The sequence below is a fragment of the Paenibacillus glycanilyticus genome (assembly GCF_030161375.1).
Classification (GTDB): Bacteria; Bacillota; Bacilli; order Paenibacillales; family Paenibacillaceae; genus Pristimantibacillus; species Pristimantibacillus glycanilyticus_B.
Window position 1 is genome coordinate 225,860 of the sequence record NZ_BSSQ01000015.1, and the last position, 15,799, is coordinate 241,658.

19 protein-coding genes are annotated in these 15,799 nt (G+C 43.8%); 8 read left to right on the plus strand and 11 right to left on the minus strand.

What is annotated here, in order from left to right:
- Positions 1-51: 51 nt before the first annotated feature.
- The 6 genes from QQK89_RS19900 to QQK89_RS19925 form a co-directional block, all read right to left on the minus strand.
- Positions 52-795, minus strand: a complete 744-nt coding sequence (locus tag QQK89_RS19900) for a hypothetical protein (protein WP_284240414.1) — start codon at positions 793-795, stop codon at positions 52-54.
- Positions 792-1,514, minus strand: a complete 723-nt coding sequence (locus QQK89_RS19905) for a hypothetical protein (RefSeq protein ID WP_284240415.1) — start codon at positions 1,512-1,514, stop codon at positions 792-794. Before QQK89_RS19905 ends, QQK89_RS19900 begins: the two co-directional genes overlap by 4 nt.
- 78 nt (positions 1,515-1,592) lie before the next feature.
- Positions 1,593-2,033 (minus strand): DUF5412 family protein, encoded by a 441-nt coding sequence (locus QQK89_RS19910; protein WP_284240416.1) that lies wholly within the window; start codon positions 2,031-2,033, stop codon positions 1,593-1,595.
- A gap of 190 nt (positions 2,034-2,223) precedes the next feature.
- Positions 2,224-2,589 carry a hypothetical protein gene (locus tag QQK89_RS19915; RefSeq protein WP_284240417.1) on the minus strand — a complete coding sequence of 122 codons (366 nt, stop codon included), beginning with the start codon at positions 2,587-2,589 and terminating at the stop codon, positions 2,224-2,226.
- Between the two features lie 111 nt (positions 2,590-2,700).
- Positions 2,701-3,069, minus strand: a complete 369-nt coding sequence (locus tag QQK89_RS19920; protein ID WP_284240418.1) for an ArsR/SmtB family transcription factor — start codon at positions 3,067-3,069, stop codon at positions 2,701-2,703.
- A 75-nt stretch (positions 3,070-3,144) separates the two neighbouring features.
- The gene (locus QQK89_RS19925; protein WP_284240419.1) at positions 3,145-3,675 is read right to left on the minus strand and encodes a copper resistance CopC family protein; all 531 of its coding nucleotides are present in this window, start codon (positions 3,673-3,675) and stop codon (positions 3,145-3,147) included.
- 208 nt (positions 3,676-3,883) lie between these two features.
- On the opposite strand from QQK89_RS19925, the gene QQK89_RS19930 reads away from it, so the two are divergent.
- The 4 genes from QQK89_RS19930 to QQK89_RS19945 all read left to right on the plus strand — a co-directional run bounded on the left by QQK89_RS19930 (position 3,884) and on the right by QQK89_RS19945 (position 9,057).
- Positions 3,884-4,963, plus strand: a complete 1,080-nt coding sequence (locus QQK89_RS19930) for a copper resistance D family protein (protein WP_284240420.1) — start codon at positions 3,884-3,886, stop codon at positions 4,961-4,963.
- Between the two features lie 124 nt (positions 4,964-5,087).
- Complete coding sequence (locus tag QQK89_RS19935) at positions 5,088-7,229, plus strand: heavy metal translocating P-type ATPase (RefSeq protein WP_284240421.1); 2,142 nt, start codon at positions 5,088-5,090, stop codon at positions 7,227-7,229.
- A 20-nt stretch (positions 7,230-7,249) separates the two neighbouring features.
- Positions 7,250-8,479, plus strand: a complete 1,230-nt coding sequence (locus tag QQK89_RS19940; protein ID WP_284240422.1) for a hypothetical protein — start codon at positions 7,250-7,252, stop codon at positions 8,477-8,479.
- 26 nt (positions 8,480-8,505) lie between these two features.
- Positions 8,506-9,057, plus strand: a complete 552-nt coding sequence (locus tag QQK89_RS19945) for a PspA/IM30 family protein (RefSeq protein ID WP_284240423.1) — start codon at positions 8,506-8,508, stop codon at positions 9,055-9,057.
- 69 nt (positions 9,058-9,126) lie between these two features.
- Here the strand turns inward: QQK89_RS19945 and QQK89_RS19950 are convergent, their stop codons facing one another.
- Complete coding sequence (locus QQK89_RS19950; RefSeq protein ID WP_284240425.1) at positions 9,127-10,026, minus strand: cation diffusion facilitator family transporter; 900 nt, start codon at positions 10,024-10,026, stop codon at positions 9,127-9,129.
- A 325-nt stretch (positions 10,027-10,351) separates the two neighbouring features.
- On the opposite strand from QQK89_RS19950, the gene tatA reads away from it, so the two are divergent.
- Complete coding sequence (gene tatA / locus QQK89_RS19955) at positions 10,352-10,579, plus strand: twin-arginine translocase TatA/TatE family subunit (protein WP_284240426.1); 228 nt, start codon at positions 10,352-10,354, stop codon at positions 10,577-10,579.
- A gap of 19 nt (positions 10,580-10,598) precedes the next feature.
- On the opposite strand, the gene QQK89_RS19960 is transcribed toward tatA, so the two are convergent.
- The 4 genes from QQK89_RS19960 to QQK89_RS19975 form a co-directional block, all read right to left on the minus strand.
- A complete protein-coding gene (locus QQK89_RS19960) occupies positions 10,599-10,994 on the minus strand; it encodes a VOC family protein (protein WP_284240427.1) in 396 nt (131 codons plus the stop codon).
- Between the two features lie 68 nt (positions 10,995-11,062).
- Positions 11,063-11,575, minus strand: a complete 513-nt coding sequence (locus QQK89_RS19965) for an SRPBCC domain-containing protein (RefSeq protein ID WP_284240428.1) — start codon at positions 11,573-11,575, stop codon at positions 11,063-11,065.
- Between the two features lie 33 nt (positions 11,576-11,608).
- On the minus strand, positions 11,609-12,196 hold the full coding sequence (locus tag QQK89_RS19970) for a TetR/AcrR family transcriptional regulator (protein ID WP_284240429.1): 588 nt from the start codon (positions 12,194-12,196) through the stop codon (positions 11,609-11,611).
- Positions 12,197-12,198: 2 nt separating this feature from the next.
- On the minus strand, positions 12,199-13,113 hold the full coding sequence (locus QQK89_RS19975) for an SDR family oxidoreductase (protein WP_284240430.1): 915 nt from the start codon (positions 13,111-13,113) through the stop codon (positions 12,199-12,201).
- Between the two features lie 216 nt (positions 13,114-13,329).
- On the opposite strand from QQK89_RS19975, the gene QQK89_RS19980 reads away from it, so the two are divergent.
- The 3 genes from QQK89_RS19980 to QQK89_RS19990 all read left to right on the plus strand — a co-directional run bounded on the left by QQK89_RS19980 (position 13,330) and on the right by QQK89_RS19990 (position 15,738).
- The gene (locus QQK89_RS19980) at positions 13,330-13,791 is read left to right on the plus strand and encodes a hypothetical protein (protein WP_284240431.1); all 462 of its coding nucleotides are present in this window, start codon (positions 13,330-13,332) and stop codon (positions 13,789-13,791) included.
- A 212-nt stretch (positions 13,792-14,003) separates the two neighbouring features.
- Positions 14,004-15,077 carry a sensor histidine kinase gene (locus QQK89_RS19985; RefSeq protein WP_284240432.1) on the plus strand — a complete coding sequence of 358 codons (1,074 nt, stop codon included), beginning with the start codon at positions 14,004-14,006 and terminating at the stop codon, positions 15,075-15,077.
- Positions 15,067-15,738, plus strand: a complete 672-nt coding sequence (locus QQK89_RS19990; RefSeq protein WP_284240433.1) for a response regulator — start codon at positions 15,067-15,069, stop codon at positions 15,736-15,738. The genes QQK89_RS19985 and QQK89_RS19990 overlap by 11 nt, the downstream gene beginning before the upstream one ends.
- The last annotated feature ends 61 nt before the right edge of the window (positions 15,739-15,799 follow it).

The window sequence follows — 15,799 nt, forward strand, 5'->3', positions numbered from 1 at the left end:
TAAAAGCACAGCTGCATATAGTTTCACTCGCTTAGTTCATTAATGAATCCATCATTTTTGCGGGTTCTCCAAATCCTTTTCGTTCATGATCATCAAATACTCCGTATCCTCACCGCCGCTTTTGGAGGAGCTCCCAAGCCCTGGTGCGCCATTGGCGTAGACGGGAAGATATCCCACATACATCGATGATGGCTGAGAATATGTATGCGAGAATATTTTATCCATAATATTAGAGGCAGGCACCTTCCCCAGCTTATTATCCTCGCGCATAATGCCCGCCCATTCCTCTGGATACGGCATTGCTCCATACGGATGCTCCGTTACATTAACGAGCGTTTCCATTTGCACGCGCGGTACATAGTAATAGATTCCGCTTGACATACCGGCATTCCGATCCCGAATAAGGTAAAAGCGGAACTCCTGCAATTTCTCAAGCGGATTATTATTCCATACGATATAACGACCGGCTGGATCGGAATGATCGGTGACTCTTACTTCGGGCCTCTCGCTCATATCTACTCTGACCACGCTCCACTTCCGCTTCTCCCAGGTCAGGAATCCCATCCCGTGAATACCTTGATTAGAAACAAATGGGATAAAAACTTGTTGTTCGGTCAGCTTAACTTGGTCAAGCACAACTGCCGCATCGGCTTCAGAGTCATACTCGTTTAATTCCGTTATAATGTCGTCTACACTAGGAAGCGGTCCCGGCTTACCGTCATAAGTACGGAAGAAGACGATCACCGCAGCCGCAATGATAAGGATTACGACTACTAACAGTCTTCTTCCTCTCATTCTCTTACCTCCATTCTCAACATCGGCTCCTCAGAACGGTAATAGTAATACCGATCCTTTGTAGCGAGCAATAGTCCCTTTCCATCAGCTTCCAAGTAAGCTGAGGCATGCAGACCGCTTCCCCAGCGAGCTTCAGCTCCAACCAGTGCATAAGGGAAACGTTCTTGCTGATACTGAGTGCCGTCCTCTAAGAGTGATTCGCGGTACCAGTCCAGCGTACCCGCCATATCGGATGCCTTTACCTCTGCCAACGTGCTCGAGAACAACTTTTTCTCGAAGGTTGCCTCCCCTGCTGACGGATGAATGGCAACAAGCTTCGCTTTCTCCAAATGGGCCAAGTAAGTGGAGGGGTCATTGCGGTCGAATAAGGAACCATAAATGGGTCCAGCAAGCAGTGTTGTCACCAGAAGCACGTAGTTTGCCGCGAAGCCAATCCAAGCAAATTTACGATAATCCGTCCAGGACCGTTTGCGTAATAAGAGGTACGCGATCCAGAGACCAAGCGGCAATAAGGCGATATTTACGATTTGCCCGAATAAGGGGATTTTGAATGATAACGAAAAAAAGCCTGCAAGTGTCACGAGAAGTATCTTCCAGATTGGGCGCCTAGTCTCTTGCTTTTGACGTTGGAAGATTACCAGACCAAGTACAACGAGCCAACCTAGCAATCCTGCAGCAGCATCTACTACATTCCAGGAATAATGCCAGTCTAGTTGCATGCCATCACCTCAATTTGTCCAAATGTTGTCGTAACCCTAGAGTTTCTGTCCGTGCAGTTCCTTCAATCTACACGTTAATTAGTTGTGGTAACAAGTCTCATATTGGTCTTTCATTAACAAACTTTTGCATGCCAATCCATTCTCGTCATAAATCTCTTTACCGATTTCTAATCTGATACTTCTATTCGAATGAGGAAATTTAGGCTCGTCATTTGTAATGTACAATGTATCCTCATCTACCCATTCCATATCAAAATGACTTTTTGCATCACTATAATAAACAATCCGCCCTTTATCCTTCTCATTATTGTTTGTTATTTCAACCCATACGTTTACGCCGCCTGCCGCACCGCCATAAAGTTCAAAATAAGCATTAGCCGTGTATTCTTCAGTTGGAGATAAGATAGGTCCAGGACCCTTTTGGGTGAATTGTCTATCGATATCGCTAAATGTAAAAAAGTAATTTTTATAAAAATAGATTGAAGATGCCGCAACAACCCCTAATAATGTTGCAATCATCAGCTTTTTCGGAAAAGCACTCTTTTTAACAAAAGAAATTATTAAGTTCACACATAGTATTAAAAATAATAAAACGGTAACGAAAGAAATCAACAAACCAATTAGTATTAGAATGATGACAATCCATCTCCTTATGAATCACTTTCCAATTATAACCTAATACGCAAGTGACATAGGTAATGTTGCGTTCTTAACCGGGTTTATACACCCTGGAATAATGGATTCCGCCATTAGCGTAAAAATGTCCAATTAATTTGTATTTCCCTTTTAATTGATCCGTTTCTGCCGTGAAAGTCCCCTTCCCTTCATACTTGGTTTGTAACCAAGCGGAACCTTTACTTTCCGGATTTCGAATTTCAAACAGTACCCAAGATTCTTCACTAACAACAGATTCATTTATATCCAAAGCAACGCGAACCTTTTCCCTGGAATTTGTAGTCTCCTGAACAGAAATTTGAATATCGAATAAACGATCTTCCCCTACAATAGAACAACCTGAGATAACTAAAATGAATAGTAATATCAAAATCATCATACAAGCAGATAAGTTCTTCATCTCTTCTCCTTATATCAAATGCATTATCATGTATTCATATGTTGGCCATGCTAAAAAACTATAGAGACAAAATAAAGAGTGCCGCATATGATGGGCCGGCACTCTTTATCGTCAATCGTGTTTTAAATGCTGCAAGGTCTGTACAAAAATCTGCTCCACATGTTCATCATCAAGAGAATAGTAAACCGTCTTTCCCACTTTACGGCGTTTCACAATGCGCATGTTACGCAAAGAGCGCAATTGATGGGATATCGCTGACTGCCCCATTTCCAATACCTCGCATATATCATGTACGCATAATTCCGTCTGCAATAAGGTATGGATGATTCTAACGCGCGTAGGGTCTCCTAATGCTTTAAAAAGATCAGCTAGATCCGTTGCAGCTGTCTCATGTATGAGTTTCTCTCGTATCTGAGCAATGTCTACCGCTGTTCCATTGCAAGTATCGTCGCATGCATCAACTATTATTTTTTCAGTCATAAATACCTCACATTTATTTGTCCGTTAACGTGAAGATATTATAACATACACGGATGATGCAAGTTAACTATGCGTCTACTTCTTCTTATACTTCGCCAATAAAACGATGACAGCTATAATAACGACCCCAATAATAATCCAGAACGCACCTTGCGAGGAGCTATCCTCTTTGGCTGCTGCTTCAGAAACGTTATTAAGATTCGTCCTTTCTAAAGGCTCGATTGTTGGACTTGGACTAGGAGTTACCGTTACCTCGACCAAAAAGCTATATTCTCCCTCGATCGGATGCCCATCCCCTCCAACTATCTTCCACTTCACCGTATACGTATCGTTAGGTAAAGGCTCATTCCATACTCCTTTCATTTGTTTATCCTTAATTTGAAGATCAATCCCCGTTACTTCTTCGCCCTTCCCATTTAGCAGCTTAAAAGTACTAAGGGATGCAACTTCAGTATTAAACTGCATCGTTATCTCGCTTAAAGACTCTTGCACCGTAGCATTTGATTCCGGTTTAGACGATTCCATTTTTGTATGTGCATAAGAGAACTGCGGAAATACAAACAACATAATTAGTGCTAAAAAAACTAAAATTTTTGATCGACTCATTTTGCATGCAACCCTCCATTATTTTAAACGCGAGTTCATTATAGCAAAGGCCTGAATTTATTATTCAGCGTACTTATCACAAATTAATGACAATTATATGATCATGTATTCATTTGTTATTCAAACAATAGATGAACATATTTTCAACTATTAGTTTCATGATAAGATAGATCCCAGTGAGTCTATCCTCTATTTTGGAGTTGATAAATTGTACATTTATGTATTTGAAACTCTTCTTTATCTATCGTTTGCCCTTGTTGCCGGTTACCTTGTGCTCGAATTTATTCCAAAAGGACTAAAGCCTGAAATTCAGGTACCCTTTCGATTAATACAGTTGGCTGCTATTGGAATCCCGCTATTCTCGCTTGCTTCAATTGTAAGGACTTCGATTATTTTAATGGATTTTGCTCCGCAAATGTCATTTTTGGAAGTGCTCCTGATTGTTCTCAATGACTACTCCTTTGGTCATGCATGGGTATTAAACTTTATTTTCGGCAGCGCTTTATTTATGGTTATTTCTTACAATGGTCTTAAGCATAAGTTATCCAAATGGTTCGCATTGGGCATATGGCTCGTGATGGTTTTCATTCATGGATGGGCAAGTCACCCGGCAACACTGTCTGTAAATTGGGGTCTTATTTCTCAAACTACGCATGTTGTCGGTGTATCCGTTTGGCTCGGCATCCTTATTCTTATTGCATGGTTTAGACAAGGCAACTGGAATTGGACAGCGTTTACCCGTTGGTATACGCCCATGTCGATCGTTTGCATGTTGCTAATTGTTATTGCAGGGATAGTGATGATGTCCATAATCATAGAGACTGGTTACATAAATTCATGGGGAATTAATTATGGGCAAGCTTTGTTGTTAAAGCATCTTTTGTTTGTTCCATTGCTTTTCTTGGCATTCATGAACGGTTTTCTAACCAAAGTGTATGCAAACGGACGAAATGAACGAGGACTAACATTATGGCTTAGACTGGAAAGCTTAATGGCTTTGTTTATCCTTATAACAACGGCTTTCATGGGAGTACAGGAACCACCTCACGAGACGGAATCGGAAGAGCCGGAGCCCTCCGCTATATTTAAGTTGTTGCATGCTAATTGGAAGGATTTGTCCTTGCAGTGGGATTGGAATTTACTTGGAGTTAGTTGTTTTATTATAGGGCTTCTTTCACTCGGGCAATTAATTAGAACGTATAGAAAAAATAAGATAGGCTTATTCGTTATTTGCAGCCTGAGTTCCGTGCTATTCCCTTTTCTAGGCCTTCTTCAGTCCGTTAGGTAATTCCATCTAATTAAACGATTCTTTGGTAGCGATTTTCTTCTTTTGGGCAAAATAGGTTTGACATTCCTACCCCAATAACATAATATATGAGCAAATATTCATATATCGAAAGAAGGAAGTTCAAATGAATGAATATCGCATTAAAGGGCTGTCCTGCGCAGGTTGCGCGCAAAGAATCGAGGATGAAATGAAGCAGCTGGAGCATGGAGAAGACACGACAATTAGCTATAACTCGGGGAAATTAAAAGTTAATCCCGACATTTCCATGCCTGAAGTTAATCGTATCTTGAAATCGGACGGAGCTTACATCTCCGAACAACTTAATAAGCAAATAAATACTCACGATCATCAGCATGAAGGTCATGATCATGACCACGAGCATAGCCACGAGCATGACCACGAGCATGGCGATGGAAACAAAATGTTAAAGCTTCTTATTACATCCGGTGTAATCTATATCGCTGCCATCTTATTGGATGGCGTACTGGCAAATTGGTCCGTTATTATTCTATATTTAGCTGCAACGGTTATTAGCGGTTATACAACTTTCTTCCGCGGATTAAAGAATCTGACAAAGCTTAAGTTTAATATTGATACACTGATGACCATTGCATTGATTGGTGCTATTGCGATCGGTGAATGGAAAGAAGCAACTTTAGTTGCCATTTTATTCGGGCTCAATGAGCTTCTTGAAGGTTACGGGATGGAAAAAGCTCGTCGTTCCATGGAAGTATTGCTGCAAGTTGCACCTAAAGAAGCAATAAAGCTGGCCAATGGTCAAGAGAATATTGTGCCCATCTCCTCCTTGCAGGTTGGAGATCTTGTAAAAATAAAGCCAGGCGAAAAAATCCCTTCGGATGGTGTCGTATTAGAAGGGAAAAGCTCCGTTAACGAAGCTGCCATAACCGGTGAGTCCCTGCCTCTTGAGAAGGAAACGGGTGAACCTGTATTTGGCGGCAGTATCAACAATGAAGGATTGCTCATTGTTCGGATCGAAAAAGCTTATAACGATTCATCTTTAGCTAAGATTCTACATCTCGTGCAAGAGGCGCAAGAAACGAAAACACCTACAGAATTGTTTATTAATAAATTCGCTAAGTACTATACTCCGCTCATTATGATCGTTGCCGCATTGGTGACTTTGGTTCCGCCCCTTCTCTTTCAAGGAAGCTGGACCACCTGGCTTTATCAGGGATTATCGGTCTTAATCGTTGGATGCCCATGCGCGCTAATTCTATCTTCGCCAATTGCCATCGTATCGGGTATTACGCGAAACGCGAAAAACGGCATTCTTGTTAAAGGCGGCGTTTTCCTAGAGCAACTAGGTAAAATAGATACCCTTGCCTTTGACAAAACAGGCACGCTAACGAAAGGCGAACCACATGTCGCCCAATTAGAGAATTATGATCAAGAACGGTTCTTGCAAGTAGCCGGCGCTATTGAAAAATCCTCCTCTCACCCTTTGGCGAAGGCGATTATGAAGGAATTGGCTGACAGAAACATAACTGCGCCTGATCCAGATGAAATTGAAACCATTACGGGCCGCGGTATAAGAGCAATAGTGAAAGGCGAGCCCTATTGGTTAGGCAATGAAAAAAGCATTGAGCACATTACAATTCCCGAGCCTATACAGAAGCAAATCAATCTCTTCAAAAACGATGGTCTAACGCTTGTTGTAGTAGCCGATGAACATCAAGTACTCGGGATATTTGGAATAGCTGATGAAGTCCGTCCAGAAAGCAAATCGGTCATTGCTTCCTTGCACAAATTGGGGATTAAAGATACCGTAATGCTTACCGGAGACCATCAAAAAACGGCGGAAAAAATAGCTTCCGCGGTTGGCGTGACGAGGTTCTTTGGCGGTTTGCTCCCTGAAGACAAAGTCAACCACATCAAGGATTTATCTTCAAAAGGAATTGTAGCCATGATCGGGGATGGCATTAACGATGCCCCTGCTCTTGCTTCGGCTCAACTGGGTATTGCAATGGGCAAAGGGACTGACAGTGCAATTGAGACGGCTGATATTGTATTGATGCAGGATCACTTAGGCAAATTGCCGGCAGCTGTTTCCGTAGCTAAGCGCGTCAATCGTGTAATTCGGTTCAATATTATAGTCGCTCTTGGTTTAAAGATCATCGCCTTATTACTGACCATCCCAGGATGGCTTACATTATGGATCGCCATTCTCTCAGATATGGGCGCCACCATATTCGTAACCCTTGTAAGCTTAACGATTCTAATCGAGGGTAACAAAGAAAAGATTTAGCCTAGCTAACAGCCCTGCGATTGTATCGTAAAGGGCTGTTTTTTTGTTATCTGATAAAGTCAGAAACTAACTTCATTATCAACACGTATAATATGGTAAAGTTATTTAGTGGTAAAAGAAATGATAACAGCAAGGAATATGATGGAGGTGCCCTATTGGGACTTTTTGATTGGATTCGAGAGAGTATTACAGGACAAAAAATTTGTCCTCCGGAACATCTTGAAAGCTATAGACGTCTTGGAGAACAGGTATACGGCTTACATGTGGAACTTGCCCAATGCGATATGCCTCGAGCTCGAGCCTTCCTGCAAGTTGCCAGAAGCATGCAAACCATGGCAGATGCTCTTCTGGGAGATGCATTCCTAAGCGAATCCAAAGCAGTACCGGTTATCACGCACAATCAAGCCGATATTTGGTATGGCCAAATCCCCGACTTGATGGTTGCCACAAGGCAAGAAGCTGCATTCGCAAACTCTGCAGCCATCCAATTACCCATTCATCTGGGGCAGCAAGAAGAAGGTCCTTCCCCTTGTCCTGTCGAACATCTGGCAGGTTTAAGGCGTTCTGCGGAACAAATGGATGCAATGACCGCACAAACCGTTGAATCGATCCGAAATCAAGGCGAGACGTTTAAAGAAATTATTTTATTGTACGAATCGGCGAAAACACGCAAACAAGCTGGTGATGCAATCGTTGGTAATATTACCAATGGCCGCAAAGTATCTGCGGAGAGTCATGAGGATGCGGAGAAACAGTATTGGATGGCACTTTCAGATTACTTGCTTGTTGCACAAGGACTAGAAGCACCTGACTTAATTAAGCGTCAGAACCCCAACACATCCAAAGGATCCTTTGCTAACCTTCGTTGCAAACTAGATTCCTCCGACATTTGGAAAGTGACTTCGTCTGAAGCAAGGAATGACATCATTAAGTCTGGCGAATATGCTCAAGCGGTTGAAGACTTGGAAGAACATTGGGGTTCTTGTAATATAACACCCATAGAACGAGAGTATGAAACTACTGTTGAAGACCTTTTGAAACAAAATCTGATTAGAGAAGATGGTTATTGGTATTGCTGCCCCTTCCCTTCTGTATATAAAGTCACCAGCAATTCGGTTGATGTACTAGGCAGAATACTTCCTCGAGGTCATGTTTTTGTTTTCGAATATGGAGATGATGGAGCGCCTGGAAAGTTTATTACGGCAGCTTCGTTCCAGACGGGCGTGGATAGAAAGTATTGCGAGGATTAACCGTAGAGAGAGAAGGAGGTCAGCCGATGGGGCTTTTTGACCGCATGAAAAATCTGTTCCGAGCCAATTCCCCTCAGGAAGATCATCCGCTGCAAGTGTTGAGTGCTTATATCGAATCCTACTCCGAAAAACTGCGTGAACTAACCGTTTCCGTAAACCGATCTGAATCGGAGTGGCTTATCCAAAAGGGAAAAATGGATCTTTATCTAGCCAATTCGGCAATATACCGGGATAAAGCTGATCAAGAGGCTAGCGTTGGAAATGCAGAAACGGCAAAGCATTGGTTGATCCAAGCACATACACAGGAATCTTATGTAGCTAATTTAGAACCTGAAGTGAAGAAATTACAACACAGTACCAAGCAATTGAAAGAAACATTAGCTCAATTTGAAAACAAATTGCAAACCGCAAAAGAGATGCGCAAACAATTTATGCTTCGCATCGAAGCCGCTAATTCACAAATGCAGATGAACTCCGCTAGGAATGAAGCACTTTCCTCTTCTGCCCTGGAAAGATTGCAAGAGGAAGCTTTTTTGGCAGAAGCAAAAGTTGAGTTACTGAGATCGCGAACGGAGTAATACACCTATAAAATGCCGCTTATCGTTTGAGATAAGCGGCATTTTGGGTGAAATATAGGCAGGATGGCTTTAAACCGATTTGCTTTGTTTGTTAGTTTCATGCGGTTCATAGTGAATGTGAACTTCATAGACTTCATGAGATGAACTTTTTAATGCATCTTCTACTTTGGTAGTTACATGATGAGCTTCTTGAAATCCGAGATCAGCATTAATGAGTACAGTAACATCAACAACAGCGTTGCTTCCATAACTCCTGGCTTTGATATCCTTTATGCCCTCTACACCGTCTACGTCCAATACTACTTGCTTAAACGACTTAATTGTATCCTCATTGAAGCCATCGGATAAGTGATGCGAGGATTCTCTAAAAATCTCCCATGCTGTCTTGCATATAATAATCCCGACCATTACTGCAGCTAATGGATCAAGCCATGGCAAGTTTATTTGCGATCCTACTATGCCAATGACCGTACCAATACTCACTAGCGCATCGGACAGATTATCTTTTGCCGCAGCCATTACAGCTTGACTATTAATCTTATTTGCAAGCTGCTTATTGTATTTGTAGACGAAAAACATAACAATGGAACAGAATATACCAACCCATGCGGCTATTAAATCAGGGGATTCCTCTTGCCCATGCGATATCTTAGTTATAGCTTGGTATAGCACTTGTAGACCAACTGCCATCATAATAAACGAGGCGATAAGCGAAGCAATAGTCTCCGATTTCCAATGACCATAAGGATGATCTTCATCAGCAGGCTTCCTTGCTAACCGGAGACCAATGAGAACAGCCACAGAAGCGGCAATATCAGTGGCATTATTTAAACCATCCGCTTTTAGCGCCTCAGAACCCGATATAAAGCCAGTTCCTAATTTCAGGATAGATAAGATTATGTAAGCAATTATGCTGATAATTGCTCCTTTTTCACCCAATTTCAAATCATTAAACCTTTGCTCTTCCATTCTGGATTCCTATTCCCTTCACCTGTTATCATGTTCGATTAATAATAACAATTGATTATAATGTGGGTCTAGAGAAACGTTTTTTCAATAAGCGAACAAAGTATACCAGGACAAACTATTTTCACTGCGGCAATATTTATTGCAGCAGGGCAAAATAGGTAAGTGCAACTAATAGATCTGAGTGTTTCACTAACCTTTAGTGTATGCCTGAGGTAGCCCAGATGTAACCCGATACTCTTTCAGCTTGGACATAGCATTGTAACTTCTTGTTTTTTCCTGCCTATGTTACTATGGTAATGAGTTAATTCTGAAGGAGGATCCAATTATGGCTGATATCGGAATGCCCGGTCTTATATTACTTATAATTGTAGCGTTATTGCTATTTGGCCCTAAGAAGCTCCCCGAACTGGGACGAGCTTTCGGACGAACAGTTCGGGAATTCAAATCCGGTGTTCAGGGCATCATGGAAGACGATCCATCCGAGAAAAAGAATATGGCTGCTAGCGAACAAGTTGAAAAAGATACACAAAATCAAAAACAACTTCCTGAATAAAGGAAGTTGTTTTTGATTATTACAGCAGCTGTGCAATCTCCCACACGTGCCCGTCCGGGTCGGCGAAGCAAGCCGTTCGCCTCCCCCAGGAGCGCGTTATTGGTCCATTCAATAACTTAACGCCTCGTACTTCCAATTCTTCGCATACCTGGTCAACATCCGGCACCTGAATTGTGAACTGAAACCGCACGCCTTCTCCTTTGTAACCAACCTGTGCCGGCTCAATCAACTCTTGGGCATTCGATTGATTTAACAGATTGATGTTTGTATTGCCATAATTAATCACCGCGCAGTTGTGATCTTCATATATAATCGCAAGTTTGAATGTTTCTTGATAAAAAGTTTTAGACCGATGCAAATCTTCCACAAATAATGTGATTTCGGTAATTTTATTCGCCCAATTAGTTATCGCCATACGTATTCGCCTCCACTTGGAATGTTTAACAATCCATTGAACTATACGAATTGCCACTGCCACTCCTATTAAATCAGGAGTGCAAGATAGTTTGCAAGTCTATCGAAAGTACTCTCAAGATCTTGTTGAAGCCTTGTGGCCGCAACTTTGTAGGTTTCCTGCTCCTCAGCTAAAGCGTTCACGGGGTAACCTTTCAGTTTTAATACCGTGTTACCTTCGTCATCTTCTAACGATATGGAATTCATAATTTCAAGTGGCCAGCTCATGGTAAAAGGCGACCGGACAGTATTGCCTTGCTCATCGGAAAAGGATCGAATATAAGTCACTCTCTCTGGTTCGACAACCTCTTGATATACAAATTTAGTCCACATAACCTGATTTCCGTCAGGAGACGTCTGAATACCTAGAAACCCGCCACCTGATTGAGCATCCATTTTAACGATTTCGAGGGCGACTCCTTGTGGTCCCCACCATTTCGCGAAATGATCGATCTCTGTCCATGCTTTAAATACCAATTCGCGAGGGGCATTGAATACACGCGTCATTGAAATTTCGAACGAATGACTCCGATTGTTATCCACGAAAATCCTCCTTGTGTACGATGGATAGATCACTTATTTCGTCAGAATGCGGAGCAGTTGGTCGATCTCCTGCGTCCAGTCGAACCCAAGCGCCGCCGTATCTTGAAGCATAAGACCAGTCACTACCGAAAGAAACAGAAGTAATCTCTTGTAGGGATCCCCCTCTGCGAATTGTCCTTCCTGCTGCCCCCGAACGATGATCGGAATCATCAACTCAATTGTAAGCTGAGGTGAATACCTTTTTATTGCTTCCTTTGCCCGGTGTGGAACACCTTCTGTTTTTTGCGCTTGTTGAACGAGCAGAAAATCATGCTTGTGGTTCTCGTCCAGCAGCCGAAGCGTGAATGTCCTTAATTGATCAAGCGGTGAACCTGGTAATTGCCCAATTTCCCTGATGGCGTTATGGGATTCCTCAATCGCCTCTTCCACAAGAAGAGCGAAGATTTCATCTTTAGATTCAAAATACTTATACGATAAACCTTGGCTTATTCCTGCTTCCTCAGCGATCATGCTCATCTTCGTTCCAGCGAGCCCTTTCTCTGCGAAAACTTTTAGTGCAGCTCTTTTGATCTGATCTTTACGTTCATCTATCGCTTGTTCAGATCGGATTATTCTAGGCATAGTCATCTCTCCTTCGATGCATGTATGTGACTTTCGCTCACTTCCCAAAGTTTTTTTGCTGCCTCGGTGTTCCTCGCTTGTGCTGACAATGTCCCAACTTGCTTATCGGCATAATAACGCCCGCTTTCCAAATTCTTCTCATCGGTGTCCGCCAGCCATATAAGGGTCTCCGCACCCTTTTCTGGTGTTCGGGCGAATCTCATCATGGCTGCCGTCGTCATCCGGGCCATCCATCCGTTGTCCCGATTGAAATTCGTAGCGACAAGCCCGGGATCAAAGCAATACGCGGACACATTCGTGCCTTTCAAACGCTGCGCCAGCTCTGCGGTAAACAAGATGTTCGCCAGCTTTGTCTCCCCGTATCGAAAATTAGGACCGCCCTTGAGCTTCCCCAGAAACCCAAAAAAGCGCTTGCCGCTCAAGTCGTCGAAATCGATACCTTTCATGGCCATCTTATGGCCATGGGACGACGTCGTAATGACACGGGCATGTTCACTTTCCATGAGTCTTTCGAGTAGAAGCGTTGTCAACAAGAATGGCGCGAAATGATTGACCGCCATGGTCATCTCGAGTCCGTCCTCCGTCAGCTTATGATTAACAAACATGGCACCTGCGTTATTGATTAGAATATCAATTTTTTGGCATTTTTCTAAAATTTCGTTTGCCGCTTGGCGAATGGACCGCTGGGACGACATATCCGCGATGAAAACATCTACTGTGATTCGATTGCCAGTGGAAGCCCTGAGCCTATCCGCCACCTCGTTCGCTTTAGACGCATTTCGCGCAACGATACCCAAATTTGCCCCTCTTACAGCCAGCTCTTGCGCGGCCGCCAATCCAATTCCGCTCGTTGCACCGGTAATCACGGCGTATTTTCCTCTTGTGTTTGGAATGATCGCTTCTAGAGATTCGCTCATCAATAACGCCTCCTAATTAATTGAATGAACCATTCATTTAATTAAATTGTATGCCAAATTCCATCATTTGTCAACGGGTCGAGTAATCAATAGGCAAGTCGCATCCACCTGCAGGTGGATACGGGAAACCGCAATTCAAACCCCGGATGGACGACGGGAATTCAATCTCGGCTCATAATGAAGGTAACCAAATAAACCAAGGAACGGAGAATTGCAATGATATTGAGTAATGGGATTTACCTTCTGATTATGGTTGTTATCTGCTTCAGACTGGCCCGGGAGAAAAACATCCGGCCGGCCACCCTTTGGATCGTACCTGCTTTATACGCAATGATGGTATTGCAGAATATTAATCAGACCGAAAGCATAAATCCCATTCACATCTTTCTGTATGCAGTCAGTATCGTCATCGGGCTGGGAGTAGGTATCTGGAGAGGGCAACTGGACAAAGTTCGTTGGAATGCCGCCACGGGAACGGTCACTTCCCAAAGTCCAATCAGCGGAATTGCGATACTTGCAGCCATCGTTCTCCTGCGTCTCGCCATCGATCATTTCGGAGGGCATGATCAGCACATGATCACCGCGAGCAATGCATTGCTGTTTATTTCCGTAGGAAGTGTTTGCGGGCGGCGCTTTTTAAACTATACTAGGTACAAACAATTAAAAGTTGGCAATTAAATCCATTTAGTTCGATTGAGGTAGTGAGCATGATAGCATCCTTTATGAGATTCAGCCAGCGGTTTGTGGAAAAGATTAAGATTACAAGGCGTCCGTTTAGACTCATAATCTTAAGTCTCCTTTTGCTGGCGTCGCTATATCAGTTCATGGAACGCGTCTCCATTCCCTTGGTGGCGCTGTTTCTACATATTAGCTATCTGGTATTTCTCTGGATGCCTCCGCGCTGGTTCCAGCCAACACGAAGACATGTCGCCATTCTAGTATTGTTATGGGCGGCAACGGCCCTATCTTCCTTCACACTCGACGAGAGTTACCTGATCTTCTTCCTTGGGTACTTCCTTATCGGTCATATCTCGGTGCGATTCTCGGGATTTCTGCGCACCGGTCTGGCCGCCGCCGTAATGGCTGCTAACGCGGCTTTTTGGCAGTTCTCCGGTCAGCTTGCTCCGAATGAGATCTATACTTATTCTCTCGTTCACGCAGTGACGTATATTCTAATCATATCCATCCGAGAGCGATCGAAATCCAACCAAGCAGAGCGGCGTTATTTTCGCGAACTTAGCCAGGTGCATGCTCAGTTAGAGTCAGCCCATCAAGATCTCCAACAAATGCATCGAGAGCTAGAGGAAGCTACCGTACGTTCTCTGCGTTTCGCAGTTCTGGAGGAGAGAACGCGGATCGCGCGGGACATTCACGACACGATTGGGCACGGACTTACCTCCGTTATCGTACAATTGCAGGCTCTGCCTTATATGATCAAAGCAAATGAAGCAGAAGCCGACCAAACATTGGCCGCCGTCTTGGACGTTGCACGCAATTGCCTCACGGAGGTTCGCAGCGTAGTGCATCAGATGGGACGAGACGATGCGGGCCTCGGATTGATTGGCTTGAAGAGCCTTATTCAGACAGTCAAAGAACAAACCCGGCTCCAGATTCGATTTTCCACGGAAGGCACAATCACACAGTGGCATCCGGAGATAGCCGAAGCGTTGTATCGCATTTTGCAAGAGGCACTGACCAATATTATTCGACACGCCCACGCCTCGGTAGTTGAGGTCTCGATCACCGAATCCGAAGAGGAACTCGTGATGACAGTTGTCGATGATGGTCCATTTCTGAGCGATTCCCCTCCGCAGCCCGGGTTCGGAATTTTGAACATGAAGGCTAGATGCGAAAGGATCGGAGGCTCGTTCGAACTTCGTAAACAACAGCCTAACGGCTTGCGAATTACAATTCAGTTACCGCTTATTAATTCCTTACAGGAAGGTGAAAAGATTGAGCGTTGATACGATTCGGGTAGCCATTGTGGATGACCAGCTGCTGGTAAGGCATGGATTCAAATTTATGATCAATGCCCAACTAGACATGGAAGTCGTTGGAGAAGCTTCCAATGGACGCGAGGCCGTTGCATTGGCTGTTTCCGCCCGCCCGCATGTCTTTCTGATGGACGTTCAGATGCCTGAATACAACGGGATTGAAGCGACCCGCGATATTATGGCCGCTTGGCCCGACTGCAAGATTATTATTCTTACGACATTCGACACAGAAGATTATGTCTTCCAAGGCATCCGTTCCGGCGCGATCGGATATTTGCTAAAGGACACTACACCGGAAGAACTGATTGAAGCCATTCGGGCAGCCTACCGCGGGGAAGCGATCTTCCGCACGGCCATCGCCTCCAAAGCGATGTCTCGGGTGGTACGCTCGGCAAGAGCGAATGCAGCGGATAACGATCTCAGCCATTCAATGGGCGAATCGTTCACAGAACGGGAACATGAGGTGCTTCAGCAAATGGCTTACGGACTGCGCAACGAGGAGATCGCCGCCAAACTATATATCGGGGAAAGCACGGTCAAGACGCATGTCCATCGCATTTTGCAGAAGCTTGGCGTCGAGGACAGGACGCAAGCCGTCGTCTTCGCGATCCGCAATCGGATCGTTCAATAAAGCTTAGAAGTACAATACTTAATGCTTTAAAGACAGAAAGACAGCTCAATCTTGTATGAGC